General features: G+C 74.0%; 16 protein-coding genes and 1 pseudogene. 12 read left to right on the top strand and 5 right to left on the bottom strand.

Going from position 1 to position 16421, the window contains the following annotated elements; all coding sequences use genetic code 11:
* Nucleotides 1-17 precede the first annotated feature (17 nt).
* The 5 genes and pseudogenes from bldD to ACWIYF_RS15345 all read right to left on the bottom strand — a co-directional run bounded on the left by bldD (nucleotide 18) and on the right by ACWIYF_RS15345 (nucleotide 3232).
* Nucleotides 18-569 (bottom strand): transcriptional regulator BldD, encoded by a 552-nt coding sequence (gene bldD / locus ACWIYF_RS15365; protein ID WP_448623693.1) that lies wholly within the window; start codon nucleotides 567-569, stop codon nucleotides 18-20.
* 151 nt (nucleotides 570-720) lie between these two features.
* The gene (locus ACWIYF_RS15360; RefSeq protein WP_448628804.1) at nucleotides 721-1080 is read right to left on the bottom strand and encodes a hypothetical protein; all 360 of its coding nucleotides are present in this window, start codon (nucleotides 1078-1080) and stop codon (nucleotides 721-723) included.
* Between the two features lie 208 nt (nucleotides 1081-1288).
* Nucleotides 1289-1486, bottom strand: a pseudogene (locus ACWIYF_RS15355) (MerR family transcriptional regulator); the annotation flags it as partial.
* 10 nt (nucleotides 1487-1496) lie between these two features.
* On the bottom strand, nucleotides 1497-2291 hold the full coding sequence (locus ACWIYF_RS15350; RefSeq protein ID WP_448623692.1) for an ABC transporter permease: 795 nt from the start codon (nucleotides 2289-2291) through the stop codon (nucleotides 1497-1499).
* Complete coding sequence (locus ACWIYF_RS15345; protein WP_448623691.1) at nucleotides 2288-3232, bottom strand: ATP-binding cassette domain-containing protein; 945 nt, start codon at nucleotides 3230-3232, stop codon at nucleotides 2288-2290. Before ACWIYF_RS15345 ends, ACWIYF_RS15350 begins: the two co-directional genes overlap by 4 nt.
* A gap of 135 nt (nucleotides 3233-3367) precedes the next feature.
* Here ACWIYF_RS15345 and pyrR point away from each other — a divergent pair, with 135 nt between their 5' ends.
* From pyrR to coaBC, 12 genes are all read left to right on the top strand, one after another.
* Entirely contained in the window at nucleotides 3368-3964 is a 597-nt protein-coding gene (gene pyrR / locus ACWIYF_RS15340) for a bifunctional pyr operon transcriptional regulator/uracil phosphoribosyltransferase PyrR (RefSeq protein ID WP_448623690.1), read from the top strand.
* Nucleotides 3961-4881: an aspartate carbamoyltransferase catalytic subunit gene (locus ACWIYF_RS15335; protein WP_448623689.1), complete on the top strand. Its 921-nt coding sequence runs from the start codon at nucleotides 3961-3963 to the stop codon at nucleotides 4879-4881. Before pyrR ends, ACWIYF_RS15335 begins: the two co-directional genes overlap by 4 nt.
* Nucleotides 4878-6182, top strand: a complete 1305-nt coding sequence (locus ACWIYF_RS15330) for a dihydroorotase (RefSeq protein WP_448623688.1) — start codon at nucleotides 4878-4880, stop codon at nucleotides 6180-6182. The genes ACWIYF_RS15335 and ACWIYF_RS15330 overlap by 4 nt, the downstream gene beginning before the upstream one ends.
* Nucleotides 6179-7345 carry a glutamine-hydrolyzing carbamoyl-phosphate synthase small subunit gene (gene carA / locus ACWIYF_RS15325; protein ID WP_448623687.1) on the top strand — a complete coding sequence of 389 codons (1167 nt, stop codon included), beginning with the start codon at nucleotides 6179-6181 and terminating at the stop codon, nucleotides 7343-7345. The genes ACWIYF_RS15330 and carA overlap by 4 nt, the downstream gene beginning before the upstream one ends.
* Entirely contained in the window at nucleotides 7345-10641 is a 3297-nt protein-coding gene (gene carB / locus ACWIYF_RS15320) for a carbamoyl-phosphate synthase large subunit (protein ID WP_448623686.1), read from the top strand. The genes carA and carB overlap by 1 nt, the downstream gene beginning before the upstream one ends.
* A 65-nt stretch (nucleotides 10642-10706) precedes the next feature.
* Entirely contained in the window at nucleotides 10707-11540 is an 834-nt protein-coding gene (locus ACWIYF_RS15315; protein ID WP_448623685.1) for an iron-sulfur cluster-binding protein, read from the top strand.
* The gene (locus tag ACWIYF_RS15310) at nucleotides 11537-12463 is read left to right on the top strand and encodes a dihydroorotate dehydrogenase (protein WP_448623684.1); all 927 of its coding nucleotides are present in this window, start codon (nucleotides 11537-11539) and stop codon (nucleotides 12461-12463) included. Before ACWIYF_RS15315 ends, ACWIYF_RS15310 begins: the two co-directional genes overlap by 4 nt.
* A complete protein-coding gene (gene pyrF / locus ACWIYF_RS15305; protein ID WP_448623683.1) occupies nucleotides 12460-13338 on the top strand; it encodes an orotidine-5'-phosphate decarboxylase in 879 nt (292 codons plus the stop codon). The genes ACWIYF_RS15310 and pyrF overlap by 4 nt, the downstream gene beginning before the upstream one ends.
* A gap of 375 nt (nucleotides 13339-13713) precedes the next feature.
* A complete protein-coding gene (gene mihF, locus ACWIYF_RS15300; protein WP_448623682.1) occupies nucleotides 13714-14043 on the top strand; it encodes an integration host factor, actinobacterial type in 330 nt (109 codons plus the stop codon).
* Between the two features lie 35 nt (nucleotides 14044-14078).
* On the top strand, nucleotides 14079-14678 hold the full coding sequence (gmk, locus tag ACWIYF_RS15295) for a guanylate kinase (protein ID WP_448623681.1): 600 nt from the start codon (nucleotides 14079-14081) through the stop codon (nucleotides 14676-14678).
* Nucleotides 14679-14731: 53 nt separating this feature from the next.
* Nucleotides 14732-14995 (top strand): DNA-directed RNA polymerase subunit omega, encoded by a 264-nt coding sequence (gene rpoZ / locus ACWIYF_RS15290; RefSeq protein WP_179720069.1) that lies wholly within the window; start codon nucleotides 14732-14734, stop codon nucleotides 14993-14995.
* A gap of 135 nt (nucleotides 14996-15130) precedes the next feature.
* On the top strand, nucleotides 15131-16357 hold the full coding sequence (coaBC, locus tag ACWIYF_RS15285; RefSeq protein WP_448623680.1) for a bifunctional phosphopantothenoylcysteine decarboxylase/phosphopantothenate--cysteine ligase CoaBC: 1227 nt from the start codon (nucleotides 15131-15133) through the stop codon (nucleotides 16355-16357).
* Nucleotides 16358-16421 lie beyond the last annotated feature (64 nt).

Genomic DNA, 16421 nt, shown 5'->3' with positions numbered 1-16421 from the left:
GCGGCACGGGGAAGAGGTCAGCGGGGGGTGCGGCGGCGCTCCCAGTGCGGGTCGAGGTCGTCGTCGTCCTCGTCGTCCCCGCTGCCGGCGATGCCCTCCATGCCGGGGGAGAGGACGCCCCACTCGATCAGTCGCGAGGTCAGCTCGTCGGGGCTCATGTCGTAGATGATCGCCAGCGACTTGAGGTCCTCCGCGCGGATGGAGAGGACCTTGCCGTTGTAGTCGTGCCGCTGCGCCTGGATCGTCGAGGCGTAGCGGGCGAGCGGGCCGGCCTCGTCGGCGGGCAGCGAGCCCAGCGACTCGAGGTTCAGCACGATCTTGGTGGTCGCGGTGACGGCGGAGCTCGGCCGCGGGTCGGGCAGCAGCTCCGAGACCGGTACGCCGTAGAACACGGCCAGCTCGGAGAGCCGCTGCACCGTCACGGCGCGGTCACCTCGCTCGTAGGAGCCGACGACCACGGCCTTCCAGCGCCCATGCGACTTGTCCTCCACCCCCTGCAGGGAGAGGCCCTGCTGATTGCGGATGGCGCGCAGCCGGGCCCCGAGGGCCCGCGAGTAGTCGGTGCTCATTGGCAGTCCTGCTCACTGTCCGTCGTCGGGAGGGGCGGTCATCGGTCACTGAGCGTACTGGTCACTGCAAGCACGCAACAGCAGACACACCCTGTCACCATGTCCCACCTGCGGGGTACCTTCCCGCGCCCGGGAACGGACAGCCCCGTCCTCAACCCGCCGTCCCGCCGACCCGCTCGATCTGGGTCCACCCTGTCCAGCCCCGCTGCTCGACGAGCGTCTTCAGCCGTGTCCACGCCGGGGAGGTGGGCACGATCCACGCGTCGAGCAGCTCGACCAGGTGCTCGGAGACGTCGTCCTCGTCGCTGCCGCCCAGCTCCGCCTCCACCCGGGCGAGGAACGCGGCGACCTCGTCGGCCAGGGCCTCGAGCCGGGGATCGTCCGGGTCGAGGTCGAAGGCCCGGCCGAAGGCCAGGTACAGCTCGCGGAACTGCGGGTCCTGCAGCTGCTGCTGCTTGAGGGACGCCCACTCGGCCGCCCGCTCGGGCGCAGATGACGACCCAGCCCTCACGCTCCATCGCGATGCCGCGCTCGCTCACGCCCATCTCCCGCAGCAGGTCGAGCTGGGCGACCACCTGGTCCGGGAGCACGAGGTGGTCGCCCGCCGCCAGCCGGGCCACCCGTTCGCGGGAGCGCTGCAGGCGGTCGATCTCGGCCCGCAGGCCGGCGTCGATCTCCGCGATCGCCCGCGCGAACTCCTCGGGGGTCGCGCGCAGCAGGGTCTGCACCCGGGACAGCGGGACGCCGGCCTCGGCCAGCGTCCTGATCCGGGTGAGGTCGGCCACCGCCTGGGCGCCGTAGCGCCGGTAGCCGGAGGCGTCCCGTTCCGGCTCGGCCAGCAGCCCGCGGGCGTGGTAGTGCCGGACCGCCCGCACGGTGACGCCGACGTAGTCGGCGAGCTGCTTGATCGTCAGCACGGCGACCTCCTCAGGGGTGCGGCGCGCGCGGGCGGTCGAACAGCCGCAGCGCCCAGCCAAAGCATGCCGCGGTGATCGCCGCGCACCAGGCGACCGCGGCCCAGGCGTCGCCGCCGTCGACCGGCGCGCCCGCCAGCAGGGCGCGGAGCGTGTCCATCATCGGCGTGAACGGCTGGTACTCGGCGAACTGCCGCAGGCCGGCGGGCATCGACTCCACCGGCACGAAACCGCTGCCCAGGAACGGCAGGAACACCAGGAACATCGGGGTGTTGCTGGCCGCCTCGACGGTGGGGCTGGCCAGCCCGAGGGCGACCGTGAACCAGGTGAGCGCCAGCGCGACGAGCAGCAGCAGGCCCGCCGCCGCCAGCCGGCCGCCCGGCCCCGCGGGGCTGCGCAGGCCCAGCAGCAGCGCCACGGCCAGGACCGCGACCAGCGCCAGGGCCGTGCGGAGCAGGGCGCCGAGCACGTACCCGGTCAGCAGCGCCGTGCGGCTGACCGCCATCGTCCGGATGCGGGCGATGAGGCCGCCGGTCTTGTCACCGGCCACCGAGATGGCGGTCGCGGCCGCGACGCTGGCCACGGTGAGCATCAGGATCGCCGGCGTGATGTACGCCAGGTACTCCTGACGTCCACCGCCGGTCAGCCCGGCACCCATCGTGCCGCCGAAGACGTAGACGAACAGCAGCAGGAACACGATCGGCTGGCCGACGACCAGCACGGTCAGCGACGCGTAGCGCCGCATGTGGACGAGGTCGCGGCGCAGCATGGTCACCGCGTCGCGGGCGGTCAGCGTCGGAGCGGTCATGACACGGTCTCCTTCTCCGCGGGACGGCCCGTGAATGCGAGGAAGACGTCGTCCAGGTCGGGGGTGTGCAGGGCGACGTCGTCGACGGCCTCGTCGTCCGGGAGCGCGCCGAGCACCCGGCGCAGCGCACGGGCGGTGCCGTCGCTGGGCACGGTGAGGGTCAGCGCGTCGTCGTCCCGGACGGCGCCCGGCAGCGCACCGGCCGCGGCGGTCAGGCCGGGGACGTCGCGGAAGCGGACCTGGACCGAGCCGCCCGGCAGCCGGGCCTTCAGCTGCGCGGACGTCCCCTCGGCGACGATCCGGCCGGCGTCGAGCAGGACGACGTGGTCGGCGAGCTCGTCGGCCTCCTCCAGGTACTGGGTGGTCAGGAGCACCGTGACGCCGTCGGCGACCAGCTCGCGCACGACCTGCCACAGCTCCCGGCGACTGCGCGGGTCGAGGCCGGTGGTCGGCTCGTCGAGGAAGATCAGCCGCGGCTCGCCGAGCAGCGTCATCGCCAGGTCGAGCCGGCGGCGCATCCCGCCGGAGTACGTGGCCGCGCGCCGGCCGGCGGCGTCGGTGAGGTCGAAACGCTCGAGCAGCTGCGCCACCCGGCGCCCGCCGGCCGCCGCGCCGAGGTGCTGCAGGTCGGCCATGAGACGGAGGTTCTCCGCGCCGGTGAGCAGGTCGTCGACCGCGGAGAACTGGCCGGTGACGCCGATCGACCGCCGGACGGCGTCCGGGTCGGTCGCGACGTCGTGCCCGGCGACGAAGGCGGTGCCGCCGTCGGCCGGGATCAGGGTGGAGAGGATCTGGACCACCGTGGTCTTGCCCGCTCCGTTGGGTCCGAGCAGGGCGAACACGGTGCCGGTGGGGACGGCGAGGTCGATGCCGTCGAGGACGACGACGTCGCCGTACGACTTGCGCAGCCCCTCGGTCGTGATCGCGTGCGAACGAGTCATGCCGGGATGGTCGAGGGTTGACGCTGCGTCAGGGTCAAGCCCCGATCGGGGGACTGTCGGTGCGGTGCAGTACGGTGGCAACCGGTCCACCCACTCCTTTAACGACCCGTCCCGTGAGGCGGGGAAGGAGGCCTGATGGCCGGCTCGTCCCCTGCTGCGCCGAGCAATTCGGAAGCCCGCAGCCCCGCAGCGCCGGGAGCGCTGCTCTCCGCCACCGACGTCGCCCGCGTGGTCGACCGGATGGCCCACCAGCTGATCGAGAAGGCCGGCGACGAACTCGCCGGCCTCGTCTTGATCGGCATCCCCACCCGCGGGGCCCCGCTCGCCCGCCGGCTCGCCGCCCGCGTCGAGGCCTTCTCCGGCACGGCGATCGACGTCGGCACCGTCGACATCACCCTCTACCGCGACGACCTGCGGATGCGGGGCGTCCGCGCGCTGGAGCCGACGGTGCTGCCCGACGCCGGGATCGACGGGCGGCTCGTCGTCCTCGTCGACGACGTCCTCTACTCCGGGCGCTCGGTGCGCGCGGCGCTGGACGCGCTGCGCGACCTGGGGCGGCCGCGGGCGGTGCAGCTGGCCGTCCTGGTCGACCGCGGGCACCGCGAGCTGCCCATCCGCGCCGACTACGTGGGCAAGAACGTGCCCACGTCCCGGACCCAGCAGGTCCGGGTGCGCCTTGCCGAGATCGACGGCACCGACGAGGTCCTGCTGACGGAGGGGGAGGGCAAGTGAAGCGGCACCTGCTGGAGGCCGGCGACCTGGACCGCGCCGACGCCACCCTCGTCCTCGACACCGCCGCGCAGATCGACTCGGCGCTGGCCGGCCGCGAGGTCAAGAAGCTGCCGACGCTGCGCGGGCGGACGGTGGTCAACCTCTTCTACGAGGACTCCACCCGCACCCGCATCTCCTTCGAGCTGGCGGCCAAGCGGCTCTCGGCCGACGTCATCAACTTCTCGGCCAAGGGCTCGAGCGTGAGCAAGGGCGAGAGCCTCAAGGACACCGCGCTGACCCTGGAGGCGATGGGCAGCGACGCGATCGTCGTGCGGCACAGCGCGAGCGGCGCCCCGCACCGGCTGGCGCACTGGGTCCGCGGCAGCGTGGTCAACGCCGGCGACGGCACGCACGAGCACCCGACGCAGGCGCTGCTCGACGCCTACACGATCCGGCAGCGCCTCGGCCGGCTCGACGGCGTCCGGGTGGCGATCGTCGGCGACGTGCTGCACAGCCGGGTGGCCCGCTCCAACGTCTGGCTGCTCCACACCCTCGGCGCCGAGGTCACGCTGGTCGCACCGCCCACCCTGCTGCCGGTGGGCGTCGGCAGCTGGCCGGTGACGGTCAGCTACGACCTGGACGCCGTCCTGCCCAAGGCCGACGTCGTGATGATGCTGCGGGTCCAGGCCGAGCGGATGAACGCCTCGTTCTTCCCCAGCGCCCGCGAGTACAGCCGCCGCTACGGCCTCGACGCCGTCCGGATGGCCGCGCTGGCCGACGACGCGATCGTCATGCACCCCGGCCCGATGAACCGCGGCATGGAGATCGCCGCCGAGGTCGCCGACTCGGTGCGCTCGACGATCGTCGAGCAGGTCGGCAACGGCGTCAGCGTCCGCATGGCCGTCCTGTACCTGCTGCTCGGAGGGGCTCCTCAGTGACGATCCTCATCAAGGGGGCCCGCCTCTACGGCGAGGACCCCGCCGACGTCCTGCTCAAGGACGGGAAGATCGCCTCGATCGGCGAGCACCTCTCCGTCCCGTCGGCCGAGGTGGTCGACGCCGACGGGTTGATCGCGCTGCCCGGCCTGGTCGACCTGCACACCCACCTGCGCGAGCCCGGCCGCGAGGACACCGAGACGGTCGAGACCGGCAGCCGCGCCGCCGCGCTCGGCGGGTTCACCGCAGTGCACGCCATGGCCAACACCGACCCGGTCGCCGACACCGCCGGCGTCGTCGAGCAGGTGTGGCGGCTGGGCCAGGAGGCCGGGCTGGTCGACGTCGTCCCCGTCGGCGCGGTCACCGTGGGCCTCGCCGGCGAGCGGCTGGCCGAGCTCGGCGCGATGGCCGACTCCGCCGCCCGGGTGCGGGTGTTCTCCGACGACGGCAGGTGCGTCGCCGACCCCGCGCTCATGCGCCGCGCGCTGGAGTACGTCAAGGCCCTGGACGGCGTCGTCGCCCAGCACGCCGAGGAGCCGCGGCTCACCCTCGGCGCGCAGATGAACGAGGGCGACCGCTCCGCGCGGCTCGGCCTGGGCGGCTGGCCGGCCGCCGCGGAGGAGTCGATCATCGCCCGCGACGTGCTGCTCGCCGGCCACGTCGGCGCCCGGCTGCACGTCTGCCACGTCTCCACGGCCGGCTCGGTGGAGATCCTGCGCTGGGCCAAGTCGCGCGGCGTCCAGGTGACCGCCGAGGTCACCCCCCACCACCTGCTGCTCACCGACGAGTGCGTCGAGGGCAGTGGCGTGTCGGGGGCGTACGACCCGGTGTTCAAGGTCAACCCGCCGCTGCGCACCGACGAGGACGTCGAGGCGCTCCGGGCCGGGCTGGCCGACGGCACCATCGACGCCGTCGCCACCGACCACGCCCCCCACGCAGTGGAGGACAAGGAGTGCGAGTGGGCGCTGGCCCGGCCGGGCATGCTCGGGCTGGAGCAGGCGCTCTCGGTCGTCGTCGCGACCATGGTCGAGACCGGGCTGCTCGACTGGCGCGGCGTCGCCGACTGCATGTCGGTGCGCCCGGCCGCGATCGGCCGGCTGGTCGGGCACGGCCGCCCGCTGAGCCCCGGCGAGCCGGCCAACCTGCTGCTGCTCGACCCCGCGCACCGGGCCCCGGTGGACCCGGCCGCGCTGGCCAGCCGCAGCCGCAACAGCCCCTACGCCGGCCGGGAGCTGCCCGGCCGGGTGGTCGCCACGTTCCTGCGGGGGACGGCGACCGTGCTCGACGGAAAGGCGGTCAGGTGACCGAAGCAGTACTCGTCCTCGAGGACGGGCGCGCGTTCCGGGGCGAGGCCTACGGCGCGGTCGGGACGACGGTCGGCGAGGCGGTGTTCGCCACCGGGATGACCGGCTACCAGGAGACGCTGACCGACCCCAGCTACGCGCGCCAGATCGTGGTCATGACCGCGCCGCACATCGGCAACACCGGCGTCAACGACGAGGACGACGAGAGCCGCCGCATCTGGGTGGCCGGCTTCGTCGTCCGCGACCCGGCCCGGCGCCCGGCCAACTGGCGGGCCACCGGCTCGCTCGACGACGAGCTGGCCGGGCAGGGCGTCGTCGGCATCTCCGGCATCGACACCCGGGCGCTGACCCGGCACCTGCGCGAGCGGGGGGCGATGCGCGCCGGCATCTCCAGCGAGGTGGGCGCCGAGGAGCTGCTGGCCCGCGTGCAGGCGTCCGAGAGCATGGTCGGCGCCGACCTGGCGCCGACGGTGAGCACCGGCGAGCGCTACGTCGTCCCGGCGGTGGGGGAGAAGCGGTACACGATCGCCGCGCTCGACCTCGGCATCAAGACGGCCACCCCGCGGCACCTCGCCGAGCTCGGCGTCGAGACCCACGTGCTGCCGGCGACGGCCACCGCCGAGGAGCTGCTCGAGGCCGGCCCGGACGGCGTCTTCCTCTCCAACGGCCCCGGCGACCCGGCCGCCGCCGACTGGGCGGTCGACGCGGTCAAGGGCGTGCTCGACGCCCGCCGCCCGCTGTTCGGCATCTGCTTCGGCAACCAGATCCTCGGCCGCGCGCTGGGCCTGGGCACCTACAAGCTGCGCTTCGGCCACCGCGGCCTCAACCAGCCGGTGCTCGACCGGGTCAGCGGCACCGTGCGGGTCACCAGCCACAACCACGGCTTCGCCGTCGACGCGCCGCTCGACCGGCCGACCGACACCCCCTACGGGCGGGTCGAGGTCAGCCACGTGGGCCTCAACGACGACGTCGTCGAGGGGCTGCGGCTGCTCGACGCCCCGGCGTTCAGCGTGCAGTTCCACCCCGAGTCGGCGGCCGGTCCGCACGACGCGGCGCCGCTGTTCCAGCGGTTCGTCGACCTGATGGCCGACGCCAGGAAGGACGGCGACGCGGTGAGCCCACCCCCGGTCGTCGAGCACACGACGGGGGAGAAGAGCGCGTAATGCCCAGACGGGACGACATCCACCACGTCCTCGTGATCGGCTCCGGGCCGATCGTCATCGGTCAGGCCAGCGAGTTCGACTACTCCGGCACCCAGGCCTGCCGGGTGCTCAAGAGCGAGGGGCTGCGGGTCAGCCTGGTCAACAGCAACCCGGCGACGATCATGACCGACCCCGAGGTCGCCGACGCCACCTACGTCGAGCCGCTCACCCCGGAGTTCGTCGAGCGGGTCATCGCCAAGGAGCGCCCCGACGCGCTGCTGGCCACCCTCGGGGGGCAGACGGCGCTGAACATCGCGATCGGCCTGTACGAGAACGGCGTGCTGGAGAAGTACGGCGTGCACCTCATCGGGGCCGACGTCGACGCCATCAACCGCGGCGAGGACCGGCAGATGTTCAAGGACATCGTCCGGTCGGTCGGCGCCGACGCGCCCCGCTCCCAGGTCTGCGCGTCGGTCGAGGAGGCGCTGGCCACTGCCGCCGAGGTCGGCTACCCGGTCGTCATCCGGCCGAGCTTCACCATGGGCGGCCTCGGGTCGGGCATCGCCACCGACGAACCGATGCTGCGGCGCATGGCCGGCCACGGGCTGGCCGACTCCCCGGTGCACACCGTGCTCATCGAGGAGTCGGTGCTCGGCTGGAAGGAGTTCGAGCTCGAGCTCATGCGCGACCGCAGCGACAACGTGGTCGTCATCTGCTCGATCGAGAACATCGACGCGATGGGCGTGCACACCGGCGACTCGGTGACCGTCGCCCCGGCGATGACCCTCACCGACCGCGAGTACCAGCAGATGCGCGACGTGGGCATCGCCGTCCTGCGGGCGGTCGGCGTCGACACCGGCGGGTGCAACATCCAGTTCGCCGTCCACCCGGAGACCGGCCGGCTGGTCGTCATCGAGATGAACCCCCGCGTCTCGCGGTCGAGCGCGCTGGCGTCGAAGGCCACCGGCTTCCCGATCGCCAAGATCGCCGCGAAGCTGGCGATCGGCTACACGCTCGACGAGATCCCCAACGACATCACCGGCGTCACCCCGGCCTCCTTCGAGCCGGCGCTGGACTACGTGGTCGTGAAGATCCCGCGCTTCGCGTTCGAGAAGTTCCCCGGCGCCGACCCCCGGCTGACCACGACGATGAAGAGCGTCGGCGAGGTCATGGCGCTGGGCCGCAACTTCCCCGAGGCGCTGGGCAAGGCGATGCGGTCCACCGAGACATCGGTGGCCGGGTTCTGGACCGGCGGCGAGGACGGGTCGAGCGCGGAGGAGCTGCTCGAGGCGCTACGCACTCCGGTCGACGGCCGGCTGTACCTCGCCCAGCGGGCGCTGGCCGCGGGGGCGACCGTCGAGCAGGTGGCGCAGGCGTCCGGCTACGACGCGTGGTTCGTCGACCAGATCGCGCTGGTGAACGAGGTGGGCGAGGAGATCCGCGACGCGCCCGCGCTCACCGCGCAGCTGCTGAGAAGGGCCAAGCGGCACGGTCTGTCCGACCGGCAGATCGCGGCGCTGCGCCCGGAGCTGGCGGGGGAGGACGGCGTCCGGCGGCTGCGCTGGCGGCTCGGCGTCCGGCCGGTCTACAAGACCGTCGACACCTGCGCCGCCGAGTTCGCCGCCCGCACCCCGTACCACTACTCCTCGTACGACGAGGAGACCGAGGTGGAGCCGCGGGAGAAGCCGGCGGTGCTGATCCTCGGCTCGGGGCCGAACCGGATCGGGCAGGGAATCGAGTTCGACTACTCCTGCGTGCACGCGGTCCTGGCCCTGCAGGACGCCGGCTACGAGGCGGTGATGGTCAACTGCAACCCGGAGACCGTCTCCACCGACTACGACACCGCCGACCGGCTGTACTTCGAGCCGCTGACCTTCGAGGACGTCCTCGAGGTGGTCGAGGCCGAGCGCGCCGCCGGCCCGGTCGCCGGGGTCATCTGCACCCTCGGCGGGCAGACGCCGCTGGGCCTGGCGCAGCGGCTCAAGGACGCCGGGGTGCCCGTGCTCGGCACCGCGCCCGAGGCGATCGACGCCGCCGAGGACCGCGGCTCGTTCTCCCGCGTGCTGCACGACACGGGCCTGCCGGCCCCCAAGCACGGGACGGCGACCACCTTCGCCGAGGCGCGCGAGATCGCCGCCGAGATCGGCTACCCGGTGCTGGTCCGGCCGTCCTACGTGCTCGGCGGCCGCGGCATGGAGATCGTCTACGAGGACGCCACGCTCGAGGCCTACATCGCCAAGGCCACCGACGTCAGCCCGGAGCACCCGGTGCTGGTCGACCGATTCCTGGAGGACGCCGTCGAGATCGACGTCGACGTCCTCTACGACGGCACCGAACTCTACCTCGGCGGGGTCATGGAGCACATCGAGGAGGCCGGCATCCACTCCGGCGACTCGGCGTGCGCGCTGCCGCCGATCACGCTGGGGCAGGCCGACCTGATCCGCATCCGGGCGGCGTCGGAGAAGCTGGCCGCGCGGATCGGCGTCCGCGGGCTGATGAACGTCCAGTACGCGCTCAAGGACGACATCCTCTACGTCCTCGAGGCAAACCCGCGTGCGTCGCGGACCGTGCCGTTCGTGTCCAAGGCGACCGCGGTGCAGCTGGCCAAGGCCGCGGCCCGCATCGCCCTCGGCGAGTCGATCGCCCACCTGCGCGCGGCCGGCGTCCTGCCCGCCACCGGCGACGGCGCCGACCTGCCCGAGGACATGCCGATCGCGGTCAAGGAGGCGGTGCTGCCCTTCCACCGGTTCCGCACCGTCGAGGGGCACAACGTCGACACCGTGCTCGGCCCGGAGATGAAGTCCACCGGCGAGGTCATGGGCCTCGACGCCGGCTTCGGGACGGCGTTCGCCAAGTCGCAGGCCGCCGCCTACGGGTCGCTGCCGACCGAGGGGACGGTGTTCGTCTCGCTGGCCAACCGCGACAAGCGCTCGGCGATCTTCCCGGTCAAGCGGCTGGCCGACCTCGGGTTCACCGTGCTGGCCACCTCCGGGACCGCCCAGGTGCTGCGCCGCAACGGCGTGGCCTGCGAGGTGGTCGGCAAGTACAGCGAGGGGCCAGGCAACATCGTCGAGCGGATCCTCGCCGGCGACGTCGACCTGGTCATGAACACCCCGTTCGGCGCGCCGGGCAACAGCGGGCCCCGGCTGGACGGCTACGAGATCCGCACCGCCGCGGTGTCCGCCGGCATCCCGTGCATCACCACCGTGCAGGGCCTGGCCGCCGCGGTGCAGGGCGTGGAGTCGCTGCGGGCCGGGGGCCTGGGCGTGCGCAGCCTGCAGGAGGTCCACGCCAGCCTCGACGGGCGCCGCTCGTGAAGGGCCAATGTGGCCACTTCGGCCCCCTTCTGACCGAGCCGGCTGCACCGGCCGCGAACCGGCCGGTGCAGCGGGAGGTCGAGGTCGTCGGCCGGCGGGCGGTCGCGGCGTACGTGGAGCTGACGCTCGACGCGCCGGAGATTGCCGCGGTCGCCGAGCCCGGGCAGTTCGTCGCGTTCGCCGTCGGCGGCCCGCTGTCGGCGGCGCTGCTGCGCCGCTCGATCGCGATCGCCGGCGCCGGCGACGGCCGGGTCACCGTGGTCGTCGCCCCGCACGGGGTCGGCTCGACCTGGCTGGCCGAGCTGCAGCCCGGCGACCGGGTGGACGTCGTCGGCCCGCTGGGCCGGCCCTTCCCGCTGCCGGCGCCCGGCACCGCCGCGCTGCTGGTCGGCGGCGGCTACGGCGCCGCGGCGCTGGTGCCGCTCGCCGCCGCGCTGGCGGAGCAGGGCTCGCCGGCCGCCGCGGTCGCCGGCGCCGCGTCGGCCGACCGGCTGTGCTCGGTGGAGGAGCTCACCGGCCTGTGCGGCCGGGTCGAGGTCACCACGGACGACGGCAGCGCCGGGCGGCAGGGGCTGGTCACCCTCGCCGTCGACGAGCTGATCGCCGACGCCGGCGTCGTCTACGCCTGCGGGCCGATGCCGATGCTGCGCGCGGTCGCGGCGGCCGCGTCGGAACGGGGCATCCCTTCCTACGTGGCCGTGGAAGAGGCCATGGCCTGCGGCATCGGCGTCTGCATGACCTGCGTGCTGCCGGTGGTGGGCGCCGACGGGCGCACGCGGTTCGCCCGGTCCTGCACCGAGGGGCCGGTGTTCGGCGGCGACCGGGTGCGCTTCGCCGACGTCGGCACGCTGCCCGCGGACGTCGTGGGCGCCGACGCGATGGGGGTGCTGCCGGCATGAGCGCTGTGGACATGACCACGGCTCTGGGCAAGGCGGAGATCCCGAGCCCGGTGCTGACCGCCTCCGGCTGCTCGTCGTTCGGCCGCGAGCTGGAGCCGTTCGTCGACCTCGCCGCGATCGGCGCGGTGGTCACCAAGTCGGTGCAGCTGCGCCCGCGCTCGGGCCGGCCGACCCCGCGCATGGCCGAGACCCCGAGCGGCATGCTCAACTCGATCGGCCTGCAGGGCCCCGGCATCGACGGCCTGCTCGCCGAGGAGCTGCCCTGGCTGGCCGAGCGGGGCGCGCGCGCCTTCGTCTCCATCGCCGGCACCCGCGTCGAGGACTTCGCCGAGCTGGCCGAGCGGCTGCGCGGCGTCCCCGGCGTCCTCGGGCTCGAGGTCAACATCAGCTGCCCGAACGTCGAGAGCCGCGGCGAGGTCTTCGCCTGCGACCCGGTCGCCGCCAGCGACGTCGTCCGCGCCGTCCGCGAGGCCGCCGACCCGGCCCAGCCCGTCTACGCCAAGCTCAGCCCCGACGTGACCGACATCGTCTCGGTGGCGGCGTCGTGCGCCGAGGCCGGCGCCGACGGCCTGTCGATGATCAACACGCTGCTCGGGCTGGTCATCGACCCCGACACGATGAAGCCGGTCCTGGGCGGGGTGACCGGCGGGCTGTCGGGCCCGGCGATCCGCCCGGTGGCGCTGCGCTGCGTCTGGCAGGTCCACCAGGCCCTGCCCGGGGTGCCGATCCTCGGCATGGGCGGCATCCGCAGCGGCCTGGACGCCCTGCAGTTCGTGCTCGCCGGGGCGAGCGCGGTCTCCGTCGGGACGGCGGTCTTCAACGACCCGACCGCGGTGGCCCGGGTGCACGCCGAGCTGGCCGAGGCCCTGGCCGCCCGCGGGTTCGCCTCGCTGGCCGACGCCGTCGGGTACGCGCACCGATGACCGAGCCCTTCGGCCGGCGGCTGGCCGACGCGGTGGCCGCCCGCGGGCCGCTGTGCGTCGGCATCGACCCGCACGTGCCGCTGCTGGAGAAGTGGGGCCTGCCCGACAGCCCGGAGGGCCTGGCCCGCTTCACCGAGGCCGTCGTCGACGCGCTCGCCGGCTCCGTCGCCGTCCTCAAGCCGCAGCTGGCCTTCTACGAGCGGCACGGCTCCCGGGGGGTCGCCGTCCTCGAGGACGCCGTCGCCCGGGCGCGGGCCGCCGGGGCGCTGGTGCTGCTCGACGCCAAGCGCGGCGACATCGGCTCGACGATGGACGCCTACGCCGACTACCTGCGGCCGGAGCACCCGCTCGCCGTGGACGCGATGACGGTCAGCCCGTTCCTCGGCCCCGGCTCGCTGCAGCCGGCCGTCGACACCGCCCGGCTGTGCGGGGGCGGGCTGTTCGTGCTGGTCCGGACCTCCAACCCGGACGCCGGCGCGCTGCAGCACGCCGTCGTCGGCGGGCGCAGCGTCGCCCAGGTCGTCGTCGACACCGTGCGCGGCTGGAACACCCCGGGCTGGGTCGTCGGCGACCCCCTGCCGGACGTCGCGGCCGTGCGGGACGTGGCCAGCCGGTTCGGCCCGGGGACGGGATCCTTCGGCGTCGTCGTGGGCGCCACGCTGCCGGAGATGGACGTCGACCTCGACGGCCTGGGCGGGCCGATCCTGGCGCCGGGGCTGGGGGCCCAGGGCGGCTCTGTCGCCGACCTGCGCCGGCTGTTCGGCACCGACCGTGCCGTCGTCCCCACGGTGTCGCGGGACGTGCTGGCCGCCGGGCCGGACGCCGCCGCGCTGCGGGCCGCCGCCGACCGCTGGATCGCCGCCCTCGCCGGCTGAACCGTCCGGGCGCGGCGGCTGTGGTCCGCCCGGGACGAAAGGCCCTGCTCAGAGGCTCCTGGCCCGTCACCGTGGCATCACGTCTCGGCGTGTCGCGCTCGGCGTGTCCACGACTTTTCGGCGACCGCAGCCGCGGAACGCGTCCGGACGGAACACCGCTGACCAGGGGTCATCACGAAGCGTCACGACCACCCCGAACACTGGGTGAACATGAGGGCATCAGATCTCGACGATCTTCGCCGAGGGGCGCGTGACCAGCGCATATGCCGGGAACTAGGTTGGCCGCGGGCCCGCACTGCGGGCCCGGCACCGCCCGAAGTACCACCTGACCCGCCGGGTCCAGACCGCCGGCGACGACACGATTGGGTCGCAATCATGCCTCTTCCCTCCCTGACCCCAGAGCAACGTGCGGCCGCACTCGAGAAGGCTGCCGCGGCCCGCAAGGCACGCGCCGAGCTCCGCGAGCGGCTCAAGAGCAAGGGCGCGAGCGTCGGTGACGTCCTCAAGCAGGGCGAGACCGACGAGGTGATCGGCAAGATGCGGGTCTCCGCGGTCCTAGAGTCCCTGCCCGGTGTGGGCAAGGCGCGCGCCGCGAAGATCATGGAGCGCCTGGAGATCTCGCCGACGCGCCGGGTCCGGGGGCTCGGCGCGAACCAGCGCAAGGCGCTGGAGCACGAGTTCGGCGGGGAGAAGGTCGCCCCCTGACGCAGGGCGCACGAGCGCCGGGCGAGGATGGACGTGTGGGAGATGGCACCTCGGCACGGCTGACCGTGCTCTCCGGCCCCTCCGGGGTCGGCAAGGGCACCGTGATCGCGGAGGTCCGGCGGCGGCACCCGGAGGTGTGGGTGTCCGTGTCGGCCACCACGAGGGGCCGCCGTACCGGCGAGGTGGACGGGGTCCACTACCACTTCGTCACCGATGAGGAGTTCGACCGGCTGATCGCCCAGGACGGCCTGCTCGAGTGGGCCGAGTACGCAGGCAACCGCTACGGCACCCCGGCCGCCCCGGTCCGCGAACGGCTCGCGGCCGGGGCGCCGGCTCTGCTGGAGATCGAGCTGCAGGGCGCGCGCCAGGTGCGGGCGCGCGAGCCCGACGCGCAGCTGGTGTTCCTGGCCCCGCCGTCGTGGTCGGCGCTGGTCAGCCGGCTGGCCGGGCGGGGGTCGGAGCCTGCCGCCGTGCAGGAGCGCCGGCTGGCCATCGCGCAGGCCGAGCTGGACGCTGCGGGCGAGTTCGACGCGGTGGTGGTCAACGACGACGTAGCCCGGGCCGCGGACGAGTTGGTAAGCTTGCTGACTGCGCCGTTGCCCGGCCTGTGCCGGGACAGCAGCGCCCCCGAGTGAGCGGCCGTCGTCCGGCCCGCACTCCCACCGTCTATCGAGGAGCACGCCCGCACGTGTCCGGAGTCGCACCCCACCCCGAGGGCATCACCAACCCGCCGATCGACGAGCTGCTCGAGCGCACCAGCAGCAAGTACGGCCTGGTGATCTTCGCCGCCAAGCGCGCGCGGCAGATCAACGCCTACTACAGCCAGCTCTCCGAGGGCCTGCTGGAGTACGTCGGCCCGCTGGTCGACACCGCCCCCCAGGAGAAGCCCCTCTCCATCGCGCTGCGCGAGATCAACGAGGGCCTGCTCACCCACACCGCCGGAGAGAACTAAGAAGGACCCCCTTGCCCCCCACCGCTCGCACGCTCGCGGCGGGACCCCGCAAGGGGGCCGTTTCAACCCAGAAGTGATGACGACGCACCCGGCACCCAGTGCCGGGTGCGTTCTCGTATGGGGAGGATGGACCCCGTGAGTCGCATCGTGCTGGGCGTCAGTGGGGGAGTGGCCGCGTACAAGGCCGCCCTGCTGCTGCGCCTGTTCACCGAGGCGGGGCACGACGTCCGCGTCGTCCCGACGCCGGGGGCGCTGCACTTCGTCGGCGCGGCCACCTTCGAGGCGCTGTCCGGCAACCCGGTCACCACCGACGTCTGGTCGGACGTGCCGGAGGTGGCCCACGTGCGGATCGGGCAGAGCGCCGACCTCGTCGTCGTCGCGCCGGCCACCGCCGACCTGCTCGCCCGCGCCGCCGCCGGCCGCGCCGACGACCTGCTCACCGCCACGCTGCTCACGGCATCCTGCCCCGTGGTGTTCGCCCCCGCGATGCACACCGAGATGTGGCTGCACGCGGCGACGCAGGACAACGTCGCCACCCTCCGCCGCCGCGGCGCCGTCGTCCTGCCCCCGGCGGTCGGCCGGCTGACCGGGCCGGACTCCGGCCCCGGGCGGCTGCCGGAGCCCACTGACATCGCGGCTCTGGCCCTCGTCGCCCTCGAGCACGGAGCCACTGCGCTCGCCCCCGACCTGACCGGCCGGCGCGTGGTGATCAGCGCCGGCGGCACCCGCGAGCCGCTGGACCCGGTGCGCTACCTGGGCAACCGCTCCTCGGGCAAGCAGGGCTGGGCGCTGGCCCGGGTCGCCGCGGCGCGCGGCGCCGACGTCGTCCTGGTCGCGGCCAACGTCGACCTGTCGGCCCCGTTCGGGATGCGCGTCGTCCCGGTGGGGACGGCGGAGGAGCTGCGGGCCGCGATGCTCGCCGAGGCCCCGGACGCCGACGCGGTCGTCATGACCGCCGCGGTCGCCGACTTCCGCCCCGAGAACGTCGCGGCCACGAAGCTGAAGAAGGGCAGCGCCGCCGAGCCGAGCGCGGTGCCGCTGGTGCGCAACCCCGACGTCCTCGCCGAGCTCGTGACGAAACGCAGCACCGGTCAGCTGGTCGTCGGCTTCGCGGCCGAGACCGGGGACGACGAGGGCGACGTGCTCGCCCACGGGCGGGCGAAGCTGGCCCGCAAGGGCTGCGACCTGCTCGTGGTCAACGACGTCTCGGCCGGGCAGGCGTTCGGCCGACCCGACAACGCCGCGGTCGTGCTGGCCGCCGACGGCGGCGCGACCGAGATCCCCCGCGGCAGCAAGGACGCCGTCGCGGCGGGCATCTGGGCCGCCGTCGCCCCCCGCTGGGCACGCCCGGCCGACCGCTGAGCGCCGATCCGTTCCGCATCGCCGGTACCGTTTGCGGAACGGTCGTCCCGACCGACCCGCCGAT

This window comes from Geodermatophilus sp. URMC 64 (genome assembly GCF_053502555.1).
This window is presented reverse-complemented; position numbering and strand designations above follow the sequence as displayed.